Origin of the sequence: Pseudomonas sp. PGPR40, from assembly GCF_022014505.1 — a bacterium.
GTDB lineage: Bacteria > Pseudomonadota > Gammaproteobacteria > Pseudomonadales > Pseudomonadaceae > Aquipseudomonas.
Map to the genome: position 1 here is coordinate 111,870 of NZ_JAKLSP010000004.1, position 18,091 is coordinate 129,960.

The 18,091-nt window shown below is 59.3% G+C and carries 15 protein-coding genes; 7 read left to right on the forward strand and 8 right to left on the reverse strand.

From position 1 onward, the window contains the following. Window positions 1-275: 275 nt before the first annotated feature. On the reverse strand, window positions 276-1,148 hold the full coding sequence (locus MEB48_RS05650) for a LysR family transcriptional regulator (protein WP_237882665.1): 873 nt from the start codon (window positions 1,146-1,148) through the stop codon (window positions 276-278). Between the two features lie 160 nt (window positions 1,149-1,308). On the opposite strand from MEB48_RS05650, the gene ampC reads away from it, so the two are divergent. Further along, window positions 1,309-2,463, forward strand: a complete 1,155-nt coding sequence (gene ampC, locus MEB48_RS05655) for a class C beta-lactamase (RefSeq protein ID WP_330932693.1) — start codon at window positions 1,309-1,311, stop codon at window positions 2,461-2,463. 191 nt (window positions 2,464-2,654) lie between these two features. Here ampC and MEB48_RS05660 read toward each other — a convergent pair whose 3' ends face one another. Further along, window positions 2,655-3,188, reverse strand: a complete 534-nt coding sequence (locus MEB48_RS05660; protein WP_237882788.1) for a DUF4174 domain-containing protein — start codon at window positions 3,186-3,188, stop codon at window positions 2,655-2,657. Between the two features lie 165 nt (window positions 3,189-3,353). Here MEB48_RS05660 and MEB48_RS05665 point away from each other — a divergent pair, with 165 nt between their 5' ends. Then, window positions 3,354-3,722: a VOC family protein gene (locus MEB48_RS05665; RefSeq protein ID WP_237882669.1), complete on the forward strand. Its 369-nt coding sequence runs from the start codon at window positions 3,354-3,356 to the stop codon at window positions 3,720-3,722. 18 nt (window positions 3,723-3,740) lie between these two features. On the opposite strand, the gene MEB48_RS05670 is transcribed toward MEB48_RS05665, so the two are convergent. The 3 genes from MEB48_RS05670 to MEB48_RS05680 form a co-directional block, all read right to left on the reverse strand. Next, window positions 3,741-5,099, reverse strand: a complete 1,359-nt coding sequence (locus MEB48_RS05670) for an erythromycin esterase family protein (protein ID WP_237882671.1) — start codon at window positions 5,097-5,099, stop codon at window positions 3,741-3,743. A gap of 100 nt (window positions 5,100-5,199) precedes the next feature. Then, window positions 5,200-5,985: a sulfite exporter TauE/SafE family protein gene (locus MEB48_RS05675; RefSeq protein ID WP_237882673.1), complete on the reverse strand. Its 786-nt coding sequence runs from the start codon at window positions 5,983-5,985 to the stop codon at window positions 5,200-5,202. Between the two features lie 1,054 nt (window positions 5,986-7,039). Next, entirely contained in the window at window positions 7,040-7,789 is a 750-nt protein-coding gene (locus MEB48_RS05680) for a hypothetical protein (protein WP_237882675.1), read from the reverse strand. 250 nt (window positions 7,790-8,039) lie between these two features. Between MEB48_RS05680 and MEB48_RS05685 the strand changes: the two genes are divergently transcribed. From MEB48_RS05685 to MEB48_RS05695, 3 genes are all read left to right on the forward strand, one after another. Continuing rightward, window positions 8,040-9,188 carry an aldose epimerase family protein gene (locus tag MEB48_RS05685; RefSeq protein WP_237882676.1) on the forward strand — a complete coding sequence of 383 codons (1,149 nt, stop codon included), beginning with the start codon at window positions 8,040-8,042 and terminating at the stop codon, window positions 9,186-9,188. Between the two features lie 751 nt (window positions 9,189-9,939). Next, the gene (locus tag MEB48_RS05690) at window positions 9,940-10,761 is read left to right on the forward strand and encodes an aldo/keto reductase (protein ID WP_237882678.1); all 822 of its coding nucleotides are present in this window, start codon (window positions 9,940-9,942) and stop codon (window positions 10,759-10,761) included. A 31-nt stretch (window positions 10,762-10,792) separates the two neighbouring features. Beyond that, entirely contained in the window at window positions 10,793-11,263 is a 471-nt protein-coding gene (locus MEB48_RS05695; RefSeq protein ID WP_237882680.1) for a DUF1810 domain-containing protein, read from the forward strand. Here the strand turns inward: MEB48_RS05695 and MEB48_RS05700 are convergent. Further along, entirely contained in the window at window positions 11,228-13,588 is a 2,361-nt protein-coding gene (locus MEB48_RS05700; protein ID WP_237882789.1) for a DNA polymerase II, read from the reverse strand. The genes MEB48_RS05695 and MEB48_RS05700 overlap by 36 nt on opposite strands. A 268-nt stretch (window positions 13,589-13,856) precedes the next feature. Here MEB48_RS05700 and MEB48_RS05705 point away from each other — a divergent pair, with 268 nt between their 5' ends. Beyond that, window positions 13,857-14,297 (forward strand): CBS domain-containing protein, encoded by a 441-nt coding sequence (locus MEB48_RS05705; RefSeq protein ID WP_237882682.1) that lies wholly within the window; start codon window positions 13,857-13,859, stop codon window positions 14,295-14,297. A 132-nt stretch (window positions 14,298-14,429) separates the two neighbouring features. Here the strand turns inward: MEB48_RS05705 and MEB48_RS05710 are convergent, their stop codons facing one another. Together MEB48_RS05710 and MEB48_RS05715 are read right to left on the reverse strand one after the other, a co-directional pair. Next, entirely contained in the window at window positions 14,430-15,053 is a 624-nt protein-coding gene (locus tag MEB48_RS05710) for a glutathione S-transferase (protein WP_237882684.1), read from the reverse strand. Between the two features lie 201 nt (window positions 15,054-15,254). Then, window positions 15,255-16,349: a DUF1615 domain-containing protein gene (locus MEB48_RS05715; protein WP_237882686.1), complete on the reverse strand. Its 1,095-nt coding sequence runs from the start codon at window positions 16,347-16,349 to the stop codon at window positions 15,255-15,257. A gap of 186 nt (window positions 16,350-16,535) precedes the next feature. Here MEB48_RS05715 and MEB48_RS05720 point away from each other — a divergent pair, with 186 nt between their 5' ends. Then, window positions 16,536-18,065, forward strand: a complete 1,530-nt coding sequence (locus MEB48_RS05720; protein WP_237882688.1) for an FAD-dependent monooxygenase — start codon at window positions 16,536-16,538, stop codon at window positions 18,063-18,065. The last annotated feature ends 26 nt before the right edge of the window (window positions 18,066-18,091 follow it).

Sequence of the window (18,091 nt, forward strand, 5' to 3'; positions counted from 1 at the left end):
ACAGGTTGGAAACAAGCCTGCAAACGGGGTGCTATCGAGGAGACCAACGGCGGCTACCGATTAGCCGAAAAGCGGTCGCGACTGTTGGTCAGGTGCAACCACAGATTCCGCGGGCGATAGCGATCCTGACAACACCGCAATCCCCTGTAGGAGCGAGCGGTGCGGCGATCCGACTTGCCCGTGAAGACGGCGGTACCGTCAACATTGATGTCGCCAGATACGCCGCTTTCGCGAGCAAGCTCGCTCCTACAATTGATACAAGCCCGGGTTTTGTATTAAAGCGAAGCTTGCAGCAACCAGCCCTTGAACGCCGCCATCGCCGACGTTTCAGGCCGTGACTGCAAATGGGTCAGCCAGTAGCTACCGGTGGTGATCCCAATGGCAAACGGCTGCTCGATTGCGCCCGCCGCCAGTTGCCGGGCAAACATCCGCGGCGGTGCCAATGCAACACCTGCCCCTTGCAGCGCCGCTTCCATCATCGCCAGCGACGAGTCGAAGACAATGCTCCGGGGTGGGGCGGCATGAGCCGAAAGACCGGTCGCCTGAAACCACTCCGGCCACTCATCCGAGCGATAGGAGCGCAACAGCGTCTGCTGCAACAAATCAGTCGGCGTGTGCAACTGCCGCGCAATCTCGGGAACGCAGAGCACCGACAGCGGCGCCTCGATCAACCGTACCGCTTCAATCCCGTGCCATGCCCCCGCGCCAAAGCGAATGGCGTAATCCAGACCTTCAGCGGCCACGTCCACTCGGTTGTTGTTGGTTGAAAGGCGCAAATCTATGAACGGATGTTTCGACTGAAAATCCGTCAGCCGCGGCAACAGCCAACCGACCGCAAACGTCCCCACGGCTCCCACCGTTAGCACCTCGCGAAAATGCCCACCCTCGAAACGCTCCAGGGTTTCGGCAATCCGGTCGAAGGATTCACGCAACACCGGCAACAGGGTTTCACCTTCGTTGGTCAGCATCAGGCCTCGGGGCAGGCGCTTGAACAAGGTCACGCCAAGCTGGGCTTCAAGGCTTTTGACCTGATGACTCACCGCCGCCTGCGTGACACACAACTCCACCGCCGCCCGAGTGAAACTCAGATGGCGTGCCGAGGCCTCGAAAGCGCGTAGCGCATTCAGGGGTAATTGCGGTCGGATCATGCCTACTCCCAAATTTTTCTAATGGCTTGTGCAAGATATCGTCGTTTGTCGGCCCTCGACAAACTGCATAGATTTGGCTCGCCCAGCAATGGACCAGCTCGAAAAACCGCTCGGAGTGTAGCGGTTAACACAACAGAAACTCATGGAAAGTGACTCAATCATGCCTGAAAAAAATCAGAAAAAACTCGCGTCTTATAGCGCTTTCGCACTTCTACTCGGCGTCAGTCACAGCTTTGCTGACGACCGCCTCGAAGCAATCGTCAAGACCGCCATCGAGCCTGTGATGCAGCAACAGAAGATCCCCGGTGTCGCGGTCGCGATCACCGTCAATGGCAAACCGCATTACTTTAACTACGGCGTGGCTTCGAAAGAAAACGGCAAAGCCGTCACCGAACACACCCTGTTCGAGATCGGTTCGGTGAGCAAAACCTTCACCGCCACCCTCGCCGCCTACGCCCAGGCGACAGGTAAACTGACCCTGTCGGACAACGCCAGTCAGGTTCTGCCGACATTGCGTGGCAGCGCGCTCGACAATATCAGTGTGCTGCAACTGGGCACCTACACCGCCGGCGGCCTGCCGCTGCAATTCCCCGGTGATGCAGATCATCCGGACAAGATGCTCGATTATTTCAAGCAATGGAAACCGACCTACGCCGCCGGCACTCATCGCCAGTATTCAAACCCCAGCCTGGGGCTATTCGGCTATCTGGCCGCCCACAGCATGGGGGCACCGTTCGATGCGCTGATGGAAAAAACCTTGATGCCGACACTCGGCCTCAAGCACAGCTACCTAAAGGTGCCGCAGGACCAGATGACGCTTTACGCCCAGGGTTACAACAAGGACGACAAGCCTGTGCGAGTCGGGCCGGGTGCATTGGATTCCGAAGCGTATGGCGTGAAAACCAGTGCCTCGGATCTGCTTCGCTATGTTGAAGCGAACATGAATCCGACGTCGCTGGAAAAACCCTTGCAGCAAGCCATCGCCACTACACATACCGGTTATTACACCGTCGGCGAGATGACTCAAGGGTTGGGTTGGGAGTTCTACAACTATCCGGTAACGCTCGACACATTGCTGGCGGGTAACTCGTCGCAGATGGCGATGGAGGCCCATGAAGTCCAACCGCTGAACCCGCCGCAACCTCAACGCGACACTGTGCTGATCAACAAAACCGGCTCAACCAGCGGCTTTGGCGCCTACGTCGCCTTTATCCCGGCGAAGGAAATCGGCATCGTGATCCTGGCTAACAAAAACTACCCAAACCCCGAGCGAGTCAAAATCGCTCACAAAATATTGAGTGCGCTGAGCGACTGACGGATCAAGAGTCAAAATCAAAAGATCGCAGCCGGCGCAGAACCTGTGGGAGCGTGGCTTGCCCGCGAAAGCGTAGTGTCAGTCGATATCAATGTTGAATGACACGACGCCTTCGCGGGCAAGCCTCGCTCCCACAGGATCTTCGTCACTCAAATTTCTTAATTTACCGGCATTGGTTCAAGCAGCAGAACTCAATCATCCGGCTGCTCAGGCGGCTTGGCAGGCTTCGCCGGTTTGCCTTTTGCACCCTTGACCGGCGCAGTTTCGCTTACCGGCGGAGGTAGTGGCACCGTTGCCTCTTTCTCGGCTGCAGGCAACTGGTCAATGGTGGCAAAAATCTCTTTCAGCTCGACGACATCCTTTTCAAGCTTCTTTTCACCGTCCTTGCCAATCAGGATGATTTTACTCTTCGCCCCTGCGCCCAACTTGAGCGAGCGAATCAAGGCCATTGTCGTTTGCGGGTCGAGGTCTTTGCCATCGCGCTGGCCCATCGTGTTGATCACGGTGTACAGCACCATGTTTCGCTCGGTGAAGCCCTTGCGGCTGGCGGGTTCATCCAGCGACTTTTTCAGATTGACCCAAGAGGGGTCGACCGAACTGGGTGCTATGACAATCAGCGGACGGGCCCTGCCAACGTCTTTAACCAGTGGGGAATCGTCATCGGCGGCGAACAAAGGACCGACGAAAGCCAGCAGAGTAGCCAGGGTCAAAGACCTGATGAGCATGCGCATCTCCTTTTGATATCCACGCTCTAATGATTGCGCATCGCGGCGAACGTTCCGGGTAACCCCCCGCAATAGTGTTTCGCCTTGCCCCAAGCTTAGGTCAGGGCGGTCATTGCGCAACAGCCTGAGCTAATCTCATACCTGATTCGCCGTGAGGACTTTTCCATGAGCGCGCAGCTGAACCACACCATCGTCTGGTGCCGTGACAAACAGATTTCGGCCCATTACCTGACCGACCTCCTCGGCCTGCCCGATCCCGAGCCGTTCGGACCGATGCTGGTGGTCAAATTCGATAACGGGGTGTCGCTGGACTTCTACAACAATGAGCCGCCGATTGCCTCCCAACACTATGCGTTTCTGATCGGTGACGAAGACTTCGATGCGGCCTTCGCTCGCCTGCAAGCGCTAAAGCAGCCCTGGTGGGCCGATCCGGGCAAGCAGAGGCCGAATGAGATCAATGATCATGGCGGTGGCCGGCGAGTGTATTTCGATGACCCGGACGGACATCTGCTGGAGATTTTTACCCGGGGATAGAGACCTGTCATTTGCGCGTCATATACCGAACGGAAAGGTGTCTTCCTCGTGCTCCATGAACTCAGGCGCCGGCAATGGCGAGACCGCGTGGGTTTTTTCGATCCAGACGAAAGCGTCGAACTGCTCCGCCAGCACCGCCTGAAAGTAATGACTCTGGCGCTCGGTTCTGGGTCGATAGATGACACCGATGGCGCGCTCGAGTAAGGGCTCGGCCAGTACGTCCAGCAATTCCTCGCTCGGTGAGGTCCGCCAGTCGAGCAGCGCTGCGGGGACGCCGGCCTGGAGAAACAGTTGCTCCCAACTGTCGGCTAATGCCGGGTTTACCTGTTTGATCTGCATTGGCTCATCCCAGTCATCGGCGGCGGCGACGGTGCCATGGTCGGTGCCCATGCCAATCAGTACCGCTTTCGAACCATAGGCCGTGCGGCACAACTGACCGATGTTGAACTGGCCCTCCCAACCCATTTGCGTCGCGGCGGCGTTGCCGATGTGTGAGTTATGCGCCCACACCACCGCTTTGGCGCCTGCCCCGCGGTGCACCATCAGGGTTTGCAAGGTGTCGAACATGTGCAGGTCACGCAGGTTCCACGAGGCGGTCGAGCCGCGGTACATGGCGCGGTAATACTGCTCGGCGGCCCGCACGACACGGGCGTTCTGGGTGGCGCTGAAAAACGCCTCGTCGTCGGCGACCATCGGGTCGAGCCGTTCGCCCAGCAGCACATTCAATTGCTCGACCACGGCATCCTCGCACGTGGCCAAATTGCCCCGCTCGGCGAAATGACCGTACAGCGCCGGGTCGTCATGCCACGGCGTCAGGCAGCTGTAGCGATGACGGGCCTCTTTCGCCAGCTGCGGGTCGGTCTTATCGAGATAGCCCAGCACTTCGTCGATGGAGTGACGCATGCTGTAAACATCCAGCCCGCGAAACTCCACCCGCTGATCCGGCGTCAGCCCGCGATTATGGTGGTGCAGCCAGCGGGTAAAGGTCTGCACGGCCGTGTTGCGCCACATCCAGGTGGGGAATCGGGCGAAGGCCTGTTTTTTCCAGGCAGAGCGGCCCAGGTCGCGGACACATCGGTCGATCTGGCCGGCATCGGGCCAGTCGGCTTCGACCGCAACGATGCCAAAGCCGTGCTGCTCGATCAGGCGGCGGGTGATCGCCGCTCGGGTCTGGTAGAAGTCCTGGGTACCGTGGCTGGCTTCGCCGATCAGCACTACGCTGGCGTCGCCAAAGCGGTCAAACAGTTCGCCGAATTCAGGTGAGTCGAGAGCAGGCAACGGCTCGGCATGACGGCGCAGCACTTCGGCCGCGTTGCCGGGTGATTCGCCACGGGGGCGGCGGAACCGTCGTAGAAGATCGTTTGCGGGGCTGTTCATGGACGTCATGACCTCATCTGAACGTGGTCATAGTTTTGACTACGTCAGCGAGGGCATGATTCCGCTAAATTCAGTATTCAGTGAGGTATACGGTGCCGGATCAGAACGCCAGTTTGTAGCCGATAAGAACCAGCATCGTGGCCAGGCATGGACGCAGCAGTTCGTCGGAGATACGCCCGGTCAAATGGCTGCCCAGGTAAATCCCCGGCAGCGAACCGACCAGCAAGTAGCCCAAAATGTGCCAATCCATATTGCCCATGCTCGCATGGCCCAGGCCGGCGACCAGGGTCAGGGGCACCGCGTGAGCGATTTCGGTGCCGACCAGTCGGCGGGTAGGCAGCATCGGGTACAGAATGAACAGCGCTACTGTGCCCAGAGCGCCCGCGCCGATGGAGGTCAGGGCCACCATGGTACCGAGAACCAATCCGGTGATGACGGTCAGTGCGTTCAATCGGGGGCCGCTGGGGTTATAGAGGCCGCCCGCCCGTTTGTGGGCGAAATCGAGCAAGCGTTTCTTGAAGAAAATCGCCAGCGCCGTGGCGAACAATACAAAGCCCAATGCCTGTTTGATGACGGCATTCATCGCATCGGGTGAGGTCTGCAAAGTGCTGAGGAACCACAGCGTCAGCGCCACTGCCGGCACACTGCCGAGTGTCAGCCAACCGGTAATCGCCCAGTCGATGTTCTTGTTCTTGCGATGAACCAGCACCCCGCTGGATTTGGTAATGGCCGCGTACAGCAAGTCCGTGCCCACTGCCGTGGCCGGGTTGACGCCGAACCACAACAGGATCGGCGTCATCAGCGAACCGCCCCCCACGCCGGTCATGCCGACAATGAAGCCGACCACCAGACCTGCAATGACCAACCCGAAATTACCGAATTCCATTAATACGCCCAGAAAATCGCAGGGAAATAACCGGCTCGCAGCATAGCGATTTTTCTTATAACCAGTTATATCGATGCGGTCTATCGTTATGCCAACTCATGGGGCCGGAACACAATCTTCTTTCTTTCAATTCCCTGTGGGTCGGGCTTTTTGTGGGAGCTCGGTTTAGTGTCGAACCGAGTTGATGTCATCGCAGCATGAGTAATCTACACATCTCTTGGGCTATAGAGATTCACTGCTGGGGCTTGGTGTTTTTGGAGTACATATCCGTTGCTGCGGTAACGGCTGCTGGCGGTTTCGCTTTTACAGCGAGTCACTTGGAAAAGCCCCAAGTAACCAAGGGCTCTTGCCCCGCCATTCGGTGCCTCGCCTGGGCTCGGCATGCCCTCACTCCGGCATTGCTCCGGGGGCCCGCTGCCATCGGCCATCCATGGCCGGGGGCAGCTACCGCGGCATCCCTGCCGCGGTGCCCCCTGCGCAACGCCTGCGTTCGGCCTCTGGGAAAGGAGCAAGCAGATCAGGATCAAAAGCCAAAGCAACGGCAACGGCAACGGCAACGGCAACGGCAAGATCAACAGCTTCGCGGGCAAGCCTCGCTCCTACAGGGACCGGTGTACAGCGGCGCTTCTCACCACTCAACAGGCCGAGCGTTAGCTCGCCTGCAGCTCTTGATCTTGATGCACCGCCACCTCGAGAGGCCGAGTGGAGGTTCTGCGCAGTGGGCAACCCGGCATGGATGCCGGGTTAGCCGCGCACGGCCAGGGATGGCCGATCGCGGCGGGCCCACGGAGCAGGACCGGAGCGAGGGCATGCCGAGCCCAGGCGAGGCACCGAACGACAGGGGCAGAAGCGCTTTGGTTACTTTCGCGCTTTTCGAAAGTGACCCGCCGTCAGGGCGGAACCCTAAGTGGCCGTTAACGCAGAAACGGATATGTACACCACCATCAAACTCGGAAAGTTGTATAGATACCCATAGCCATCGCGGGCAAGCCAGCTCCCACAAAATTTCGCTCCCACACGGGATTATGTTTTATCCGGCATCAAATCACTCGAATCATTGCACCGGTAAGAAATTCAAAAACAGCAAACTCTGGGCGTAGTTGAGGCCGATCCGTCGGTAGCGTTCGTCGAGCATCTGGGTCAGCAGGTCCAGGCGCGCGACGATTTTGCCGAACTCCACGGCAAAACTCAGGTTGCTGCCCTCTTCCGAGATTTCGTTGGAAAACAGCAAAGGCTCGCCCTGCTGGTTTTGCCGCTGGCTCAAGATCCAGGTGGCTTTCTCGATGTTGCGCGCGGCATTGCTGACGAAGGTCGGGTTGATCGCGTCCGTCATGTAGAACTCCAGCCGATTGCCGTGAGCCGTCACCAGCATGCTGCCGATGGCATAGATGAAGGCACCGACTCGATCGCCGAGGAATTCCGGGCTCATGGCGTAGCTCAGGGCGGCGAGGTCTTTTTTACCGCCGAGGGTGGGTAACGGCTGTTGCTGTTCGATGGCCATGCGCACTTGTTTTTCCGCAGTGCCGATATCGAGAAAGCCGGATTTTTTCAGCTCGTCCGGGTTGCGCAGGTAGAGCTTGTTCATCAGCAGGTAGAGGCTGTCGAGGTTGTCGCGCATCGTCAGGGTCGCCATACGGTCGACGCTGGTCTGAAGGAGTTCCTGGGGTTGGCCGTTGCGAAATTGGCTGACGATATCGTTGCCCGGCTGATGGCTGCAGCCACTGGCGAAGAGCATCGACAAGCTAATCGGCAGCAAGCAACGACGGCGAATGTGCAGGTTAAAGCGGGGTAAAACTCGAGCCATGGGTTCTTGAACTTGGGCATGGGCCGGCGGTGGGGATCGCCGCGGGCTGGCCAAGGATAGAACCGTGAAAGCCGAAAAAGTGCAGTGCCGGTGGTCCGTAAGCGCGGACCAACGTGAAAGCGATTTCATATTAGTCATACTTTATTGTTGCAACACTCCATCGATAAGCTATATATCCTTCCTTGATCGCGTTAAAACTCGATCATTAGTATGACTACTTCTCATAGAACAACAAAAAGGAAGGTCAACCATGCTTCAATCCCGACACCTGCTCTCCGGCCTCGGACTGTCCCTGATGATCATCACCCTCCCCGCTCACGCCGCCGGCTTGTCCAGCGAACAAAAAGCCTTCGGCAAAACCAATGACGGCACGCCCGTCGAGCAATACATTTTGCGCAACAGTCATGGTCTGCAAGCCACAGTCATTACCTATGGCGGGATTCTGCAGTCGCTGAAAGTGCCGGACAAAAACGGCAAGCTCGACGATGTGGTGCTGGGCTTCGATGATGTGCAGGGTTATCAAAGTGGCACCGCGTACTTCGGCGCGACCATCGGCCGCTTCGGCAATCGCCTGGCCAACGGCGCCTTCGAGCTGGACGGCAAGCGCTATCAGGTGCCACTCAACGACAGCAGCAATTCGTTGCATGGCGGGGCTCAAGGTTTCGACAAACGTGTTTGGAAAGCTGAACCAAACAACGGCAAGGATTCAGTGGGCGTGACCCTGACGTACCTGTCGGCGGACGGTGAAATGGGCTTTCCCGGTAACCTGAAAACCGAGGTCACCTACAGCCTCACCGAAAACAATGAGCTGCGCATCGAGTACAAAGCCAGCACTGACAAACCCACGGTGGTGAATCTGACCAATCACAGCTACTTCAACCTGGCCGGCGCTGGTAACGGCGACGTGCTGAAACAACTCGCCACCTTGCATGCAGGTCGTTATACGCCCGTCACCGGCAAACTGATCCCCACCGGTGAGCTGGCCCCGGTCGCCGGCACGCCCATGGACTTCACCCAACCGACCGCCATCGGTCAATACATCAAGGCCGATCATCCGCAGTTGAAATTCGCCGAAGCGAAACACGGCGGTTTCGATTTCAACTGGGTGTTGGACGCCAAGGGTGATCTGGGCAAACTCGCCGCCGATGTCAGCGATCCGCAATCCGGGCGCCGGTTACAGCTCTACACGACCGAACCTGGCGTGCAGTTCTATACCAGCAATTTCCTCGATGGCACGGTCGTGGGCAAGGCCGGGAAGACGTATCCGCATTGGGGGGCGTTTACTTTAGAGACTCAGCATTATCCGGATTCGCCGAATCAGCCGAACTTCCCGTCCACACGGCTGGACCCGGGCAAGCGCTATGCCCAGACAACGGTGTACAAGTTTTCTACCCTGTAGGTCAGAAGATCAAAAGGTAGGAGCTGGCTTGCCAGCGAAAACGGCCTCACGTCATGCAGCGCCAACGAAAACGCCTTCGCCGGCAAGCCGGGCTCCTACGAGGTTCGCGTCGTTCACGGCATCTGTAGGAGCTGGCTTGCCAGCGAAGGCGACCTCACGTCATGCAGCGCCGACGAAAACGCCTTCGCCGGCAAGCCGGGCTCCTACGGAGTTCGCGGCGTTCACGGCATCTGTAGGAGCTGGCTTGCCAGCGAAGGCGACCTCACGTCATGCAACGCCAACGAAAACGCCTTCGCCGTCAAGCCGGGCTCCTACGGGGTTCGCGGCGTTCATGGCATCTGTAGGAGCTGGCTTGCCAGCGAAAACGGCCTCACGTCATGCAGCGCCAACGAAAACGCCTTCGCCGGCAAGCCGGGCTCCTACGGGGTTCGCGGCGTTCACGGCATCTGTAGGAGCTGGCTTGCCAGCGAAGGCGACCTCACGTCCTGCAGCGCCGACGAAAACGCCTTCGCCGGCAAGCCGGGCTCCTACGGAGTTCGCGGCGTTCACGGCATCTGTAGGAGCTGGCTTGCCAGCGAAAATGACCTCACGTCATGCAGCGCCAATAAAAACGCCTTCGCCGGCAAGCCGGGCTCCTACGGGGTTCGCGGCGTTCACGGCCGAAGGCTGCGATCTTTCGGGATGACCACGGAACCACCGGGCTATTTTGCTGCCAACTGAAGTATCGATCGAGCTTCGCAAAGGAGGATCCATGCGTACTCTTGAGCTGGCCGGCAGCCATGTGCCGGTCATCGGCCAAGGAACCTGGCGCATGGGAGAGGAACGCTCCCGACACACAAAGGAAGTTGCAGCGTTGCGTTTGGGCATCGAGTTGGGCATGACCCTGATCGACACCGCTGAAATGTACGCCGAAGGAGGCGCTGAAGAGGTGGTGGGTGAGGCCATCGCTGGCAGGCGCGACCAGGTTTTTCTGGTCAGCAAGGTCTACCCCCACAACGCCAGCTGCCTGGGCATCCCCCAGGCCTGCGAACGTAGCCTGCGGCGGTTGAATGCCGATTACATCGATCTTTATCTGTTGCACTGGCGCGGCGAGTATCCCCTTGAGGAAACCGTCGAAGCCTTCGAACGCCTGCGGGAAAGCGGCAAAATCGACCGTTGGGGCGTGTCCAACTTCGATCTGGGCGACCTGGACGAATTGGCCTCGCCTGCCTGCGCCACCAATCAGGTGCTGTACAACCTGGAAGAACGCGGCATCGAATTCGATTTGCTTCCCTGGAGTCAACATCAAAGGATGCCGGTAATGGCCTATTGTCCGATCGGCCAGGGCGGGAGCATGCTGAACAATTCGACGCTCAAGCAGGTTGCCGCCCGTCACGAGGCGACACCGGCGCAGGTAGCGCTGGCATGGATTCTGCGTCAGAACGGCGTGATCGCCATCCCCAAAGCGATCCGTCCCGAACATGTGCAGCTCAATGCGCAAGCGGCGCAATTGCGGCTTGAAGTCGGGGATCTGGAGGCGCTGGACCAAGCTTTTCGCGCGCCACAACGCAAGCAGCGGTTGGCCATGGTCTGAGCCATTCGCGGTTCTATCAGAGGGCATCGGCATGAGAAGTACCGATCAGCTCGACTCTTTCAACTTGCCACGCTTCGTCCAGGCGCAGGACCCTGTGTTCGAGTGGGTGCAGGAGGAGCTGCGCGCCGGCCAAAAACGCCGGCACTGGATGTGGTTTATTTTTCCGCAGTTTTCCGGGTTGGGCGACAGCGAGATGTCCCGCTACTTTGCCATTCGCTCCAGTGAGGAAGCCACGGCGTACCTGGAGCATCCGTTACTGGGTCCACGCTTGCGTGCTTGCACGCAATTGGTCCTGGACGTTCCTCATCAGTCGATCGCCAAGATTTTCGGTCATCCCGACAACCTCAAGTTTCACTCATCGATGACGCTGTTCGCCCAGGTTTCGCCAAAAGGCAGCCTGTTCCATCAGGCGCTGGATCAGTATTTTCACGGCATTCCGGATGACTGGACACTGTCGCTGCTGGACTCAAAACAGGCCCAGTTGTCCCCCAATCAGCGTTGAGAAATCATCATCCACGAACGGCAGAATCGCATCCGCCACCGGTTGCAACTGCCGGGTGACGTAATGGTCGTAGTCGATGGGCGCGCTGCGGATTTCCAGCGGTTCGGGGCCGGCGACGGTGATGACATAACTGATCCAGCCGCCATTCTGATATTGCCGCGGGCGTCCTTGTTGGTCGTTGTAATCGTCGGCGATTCTCGCGGCCCGCACATGCGGTGGTACGTTGCGTTGATAGTCATCGAGAGTGCGGCGCAGGCGTTTGCGATAGATCAGTCGCTCGTCGAACTCACCGGCCAAGGTCTTGCGCACATAGTCACGCACATAGTCCTGATAGGGTTTGCGATTGAAGATGCGCAAGTACAACTCCTGCTGGAATTGACGGGCCAACGGCGACCAGTCGGTGCGCACGGTTTCCAGACCCTTGTAAACCATTTCATCGGTGCCGTCGGCTCGGGTGACCAATCCGGCATAGCGCTTCTTGCTGCCCTCCTCGGCGCCGCGAATGGTCGGCATCAGAAAGCGTTTGTAGTGGGTTTCGAACTGCAACTCCAAGGCACTTTCCAGCCCGTATTGCTGTTTCACATGCTCGCGCCACCACTGGTTGACGTGATCTACCAGCGCGTGACCGATCTGCGCGGCTTCTGCCTGGCCGTGGGGGCGACGGAGCCAGACAAAGGTCGAGTCGGTATCGCCATAGATCACCGCATGGCCCTGCGCTTCGATCAACTGGCGGGTGCGCAACATGATCTCGTGCCCACGCAAGGTGATGGACGAGGCCAGCCGTGTATCGAAGAAGCGGCAACCGCTGGAACCGAGCACGCCATAGAAGGCATTCATGATGATCTTCAGGGCCTGGGACAGCGGCGCGTTGTGTTCGCGTTTGGCGGTTTCGCGACCTTCGGCAACCCGGGCGACGATGGCCGGCAGGCAATGTCGGGTTCTGGAGAAACGTGCACCGCGAAAGCCCGGCACCGACTCGCTGTCGTCGGGATGTTTGAGCCCTTCGATCAAACCCACCGGGTCGATCAGGAAGGTGCGGATGATCGACGGATAGAGGCTTTTGTAGTCGAGCACCAGCACCGATTCGTACAACCCGGGTTGCGAGTCCATGACAAAACCGCCGGGGCTGGCCTCTGGTGGTTTGCCGCCGAGGTTCGGCGCGACGAAGCCCTGACGGTGCATCAGCGGCATATACAAGTGGGTGAACGCCGCCACCGAGCCACCGCTGCGGTCCGCCGGCAAACCGGTGACGCTGGCACGCTCGAGCAAGAAGGTCAGCAACTCGGTCTTGGCGAAGATCCGCGTCACCAGTTCGCAGTCCTTGAGGTTGTATTTCGCCAGGGCCGGTTTGTCCTCGGCGAACATGCGATTGATTTCGTCCATGCGCTGGTATGGGTTGTCGATCGACTTGCCCTCGCCCAATAGGGTTTGCGCGACGTTTTCCAGGCTGAACGAGGGGAAGCTCCAGGTCGCCGAACGCAGCGACTCGATGCCGTCGATGATCAACCGGCCGGCGGCCGATGCGAAGTAATGATTGCGGCTTCCGTGCTCGCGCCACTGCATTTCTTCACCGCCACGCCCCAGTTTCAGCGGCACCGCCAAGCGGCGAGCATGTTCGTGCAGTACACGCAGATCGAACTGCACGACGTTCCAGCCGATGATCGCGTCGGGATCATGCCGGGCGAACCATCCATTGAGTTTTTTCAGCAGCAGGGTTCGCGAGTCGCAGTATTCGAGCTGGAAATCCACTCCACTGTCATCGCCATTGGGCGGCCCGAGCATGTACACCTGACGTTCGCCGCAGCCTTCCAGGGCAATGGAATACAACTCGCCCTGAGCGGTGGTTTCGATGTCCAGGGAGACCAGCCTGAGGTTCGGTCGGTAGCCGGGAGCGGGTTTCATTTGCGCGTCGAGCAGCAGGCCTTCGGCGCTGGGCGTGCCGCCGAACAACACGGGCGCGGTGATGAAACGCTCCATCATGTAGCGTTCCGGCGGGCGAATATCGGCTTCGAAGACATCGATGCCTGATTTGCGCAGTGCGGTTTCCAGGCGCATCAACTGACCGTGCTGCTGGCAATACAGGCCGAGCACCGGGCGATGTTCGAAGTCCAGCAGTGCCAAGGGCTTCAGCTCGACGTTTTTCTCGCCGCGCAGCAGCGCTTCAGCTTGCTCGCGTTGGGCTGCCGGAACGAACGCGACCGACGGTTGATGCGGCAGGCGGATGTGCCTTGGACCGGCATCGGTCGCCAGCCAGAACTCGACTTCCGTGCCGGCCGGGGTATCGCGCCAATGCCGGGTCAGGACGAAGCCCTGCTGTAAATCCACCACTGCAACCTCAACGATCTGATTCAAGGGGTCATTCTACGCGTGATCGCCGGTGTGGTGAGGGGGCTTGTAGGAGCCAGGCTTGCCGGCGAAGGCGCTCTTAAGGACCCCTTCGCCGGCAAGCCTGGCTCCTACAGTCCGATCACCCCCTCGCCACAAAAAAAAATCGCTGAATGACGCTTTTTGCGCGGTATGTGCCGCTTTCTCCCTTGCTCTGTGAGCGCGTCTCTACGATTCTTCAAGAACAACGACAACCTGAGAAACCGCCATGAAAACCGTCGCCCAACTGCTCAAGTTAAAGGCCCAACAGAATCAGGAAGTCCACACCATTGCGCCTCATCAAATGGTGCTGGAAGCACTGATGGTGATGGCTTCAAAAAACGTCGGCGCGTTACCGGTGCTGAAAGACGGAAAGGTTGTCGGCATCATCAGCGAGCGTGACTATGCGCGCAAACTGGTGCTCAAGGGGCGCTCCTCCGTCGGCACACCGGTCAGCGACATCATGGTGGCGCCGGTGATTACCGTAGACACCCACCAAACCGTCGAAACCTGCATGGGCATCATGTCCGAAAAACGCCTGCGGCATTTGCCGGTGGTGGAAAACGGCGAGTTGATAGGCTTGCTGTCCATCGGCGACCTGGTCAAGGAAGCCATTGCCGAACAGGCTGAACTGATTCGTCAGTTGGAGCAGTACATTCGCGGCGAGTGATCCTGTCCCCACCACCAATCCCCTTGTGGGAGCGGGCTTGCTCGCGAAAGCGGTATATCAGTCGATACTTATGGTGACTGATACACCGCTTTCGCGAGCAAGCCCGCTCCCACATTTTGATTCGCGATGTTCTTAAGAGGGCCAATGCCGCGCGAAAACCGGTGCCAACGCAGGGTGCCGGTCGAAGCGTTCGAGCCAGGCAGAGAACCCCGGCCGCGCGGTGCGCAAGTGCTCCCGGGTGCCCGCCCAGCGCGTCACCACCGCCGCCAGAATATCCAGCGCGCCCGGTGTTCCCTCGCCCAGGTACAACTTGCCGGCGAACTGATCGGCAAACACCTCCCAACTCCAGTGCAGGCGCTGACGGGCACCGGCCATGAGGTTTTTCCGGGACGACTCGTCCGCCTCGGCCAGCCAGCGCTCGGGGTAATCGATGATGCCGATGGCTGTATAGCAATTGCTGACGATGTACACCAGACCACGAATCACCTGATCGCGCTTGAGCGGGTTCTCCGGCAGCAGGTTCGACTTCGGGAACGTGAGACCCAGATGGATCAGGATGGCCGCACTCTCGGTGAGAACGCCGCCATCGGGCAGTTGCAGGGTGGGAATCTGCTTGAGCGGATTGAGCTTCTCCAACGCCTGAACCGCCTCCGGGGACGATGAAACATCGATGAAGCGATAAGGAACCTCGCACAACTCCAACGCAGCTTCGATGGCAGCCGCACCCGAGTTCTGATGTCCGTAAAGCTGATACATGACTAAATCTCCTCTGCGACTCTCTCTTTGTAGCAGCTGCTGAAGATTGCGTTCGGTTGTCTCATCAGCGCCCGTCGGCCCTGTGGGAGTGAGCCGGCTCCGGGCGGCGTTCCGACGATAGCGGCGGGTCAGCCAATATTGATGCTGAATATACCGCCGTCATCGAGAGCCGGCTCGCTCCCACAACATTTTCTGGCTCGTTCACATCCCCGCGCGCTTCATACAGCGCTGATAACGCTCATCGACCCGCTTGGCGAACCACGCCGTGGTGAGTTTGCGGGTGATTTTCGGGCTTTGCAGCAGGATTCCCGGCAACACCGCACGGGGTAATGATCGGCCTTCAGCCTGCTCGGCCAAGGCGAACACGCGCCGATACAGCTTGGTGTCCTCGAATTCGAGACTGTTACCCTCCTCCAATTGACCCCGAATGGTCAGGTTGCGCATGTCCAATTGCTTGCCGAGCCTACGCACCGCCAATTCCGTGGTGCCAGGCATGATCGAGCCATGCCGAACCAGATCGCCATCCAGTGCCAGCGCAATACCCGTCGCCCGACTTACCGCATTTTGAAACGCCGCATTACGGCTGGCGTACCAACCGGCGTTGAAATCGGCGAAGCGATACAACGGCTGCTTGTAGCTCACCGGATAACCGAGCAAGTGGGCAATGCCAAAATACAGACCACCGCGACGCGTGAACACTTCGCGGCGAATCGAGCCGTTCACCGGGTAGGGATAATTACGCGCCTGATGCTCGGCAAAATCGATGCTGACCTGCATCGGCCCGCCGGTGTGCACCGGGTTGAAACCATCGAACAGCGTCCGGCCCATAGGCACCATGCCGATGAAATCATCGAAAATCGCGCTGAGTTCTTTTTCGCTACGCGCGGCATTCAGCCGGTCGCTGTAACTTTTGCCATTGGGTGAATTTACCTGCAAGGCACCGCTCACCAGCAGGCTGGGGATGTGGGCCTTGGCGGCGCGGCGGTCGATCTCGTCCCGGGCGATCTTGCCCAGGCCTGGCACCGGCGGATCAGCCTGAAACGTCGATTCCTGCTCGGTGACCGCCAGTACCGAACACAGGTTTTGCGTGGTCGGTGAAATTTTTTGCGCGGCAAACGCCGCGTAGATGTCCGTAGCCCAGCCCTGGCGGTCGACTGTTTTGGCCGGCAGCAGACGCATGATCTCTGCCTTGACCTCGGCAGGCTTGCGGGTCGGCGGTTCCTGAGTGCGTTGACTACCGCAACCGGCCAGCACCAACAGTGCCGCGACGCTCATGATCAATCGATTGGCTTGCATGTTGCTCCATCAAAGTCCGTTGAGCCGGATTAACCATACGATCAATGGCATGGCGCAGGCTATGACTGTGACAGCCGCGGACTGTTCCCCTGCCCTGCTACGGAGGCGGTTTTCCGTTGAGCAGCCGGGCGGCCGGTGCATCCGGGCTGAACCATACTTGATCCACATACCGAGGAGGACAGGCTCATGAACCGTAGCGACGTGCTGATCATCGGCGCCGGCCCGACCGGGCTGGTACTGGCGCTGTGGCTGAGCAAACTGGGGATTGGGGTGCGGATTATCGACAAGACGTCGGCACCCGGCACCACTTCACGTGCACTGGCAGTACAGGCGCGAACGCTTGAACTGTATCGCCAGCTCGACCTCAGCGACACCGTTGTGCAGAACGGCCATCGAGTGGCCGCCGCGAACTTCTGGGTCAAGGGCGAACCGGTCGCGCACTTGCCGCTAAGCACCATCGGCGAGGGTCTGACGCCCTACGCGTTTCTGGAAATGTATCCGCAAGACGAGCACGAACGCCTGCTGATCGAGCGCCTGGAGGCCTTCGGTATTACGGTGGAGCGCGACACCGAACTGCAAAGCTTCGAGGAAACCGGCGACGGCATCACCGCCCGGCTGCGCTTGCCCGATGGCCAGCAGGAAACCTGCCAGGCCTGTTACCTCGCAGGCTGCGACGGCGCCCGGTCGATCGTGCGCAAAACCCTGGACACCGGTTTTCCAGGCGGCACCTACCAGCAGATTTTCTACGTGGCGGATGTGCAGGCTCACGGCCCGACGTTCAACGGTGAACTGCATGTGGACCTTGATGAAGCCGACTTCCTCGCCGTATTCCCCTTGGCCGGTGAAGGTCGCGCCCGACTGATCGGCACCGTTCGCGACGAACGCGCCGAGCGTGCCGAAACCCTTCAGTTTGCAGACGTCAGCAGCCGGGCCATCGAGCATCTAAAGGTGCAGATCGATCAGGTGAACTGGTTCTCGACCTACCGTGTGCATCACCGGGTAGCGGATCACTTTCGCACGGGGCGCGCATTTCTGTTGGGTGATGCCGCCCATGTCCACAGCCCGGCGGGGGGCCAGGGCATGAACACAGGGATTGGCGACGCGATCAATCTGGCCTGGAAACTCGCCGCGGTGCTGCGCGGTGGCGCCACGAGCAAACTGCTCGACAGCTATGAAACCGAACGCACCGCCTTTGCCCGGCGATTGGTGGCGACAACCGACCGGGTCTTCAATTTCGTCACCGCCGAAGGACGAGTGGCCGACTTGCTGCGCATGCGCGTGGCGCCATTTCTGATCCCGAAAATGACATCGCTGGAGGCGGTTCGGGAATTCATGTTTCGCACGGTGTCGCAGACCACCCTCAACTATCGCGGCATGCCATTGAGCGAGGGGGTCGCCGGCGACGTTCACGGCGGTGATCGCCTGCCCTGGGCTCACGACGGTGAAGGGGACAATTTCGAGTCACTGAAAAACCTGACCTGGCAGGTGCATGTGTATGGCGACACCAGCGACGAGATGATCGCCTGGTGCACCGAGCATCATCTGCCGTTGCAGGTGTTCGACTGGCGGCCGGTATTTGAAACCGTGGGGCTGGCGCGCAACGGCTTTTACCTGCTGCGGCCGGATACTTATGTCGCGATTGCCGACTACAGCGCCGATCCGAAGGTGATCGAGCGGTATTTCCGGGACCGCGAGATTCGGCCGTTCTTCGGCTGACCCCAAGATTAGCGAGGCTGATCGTT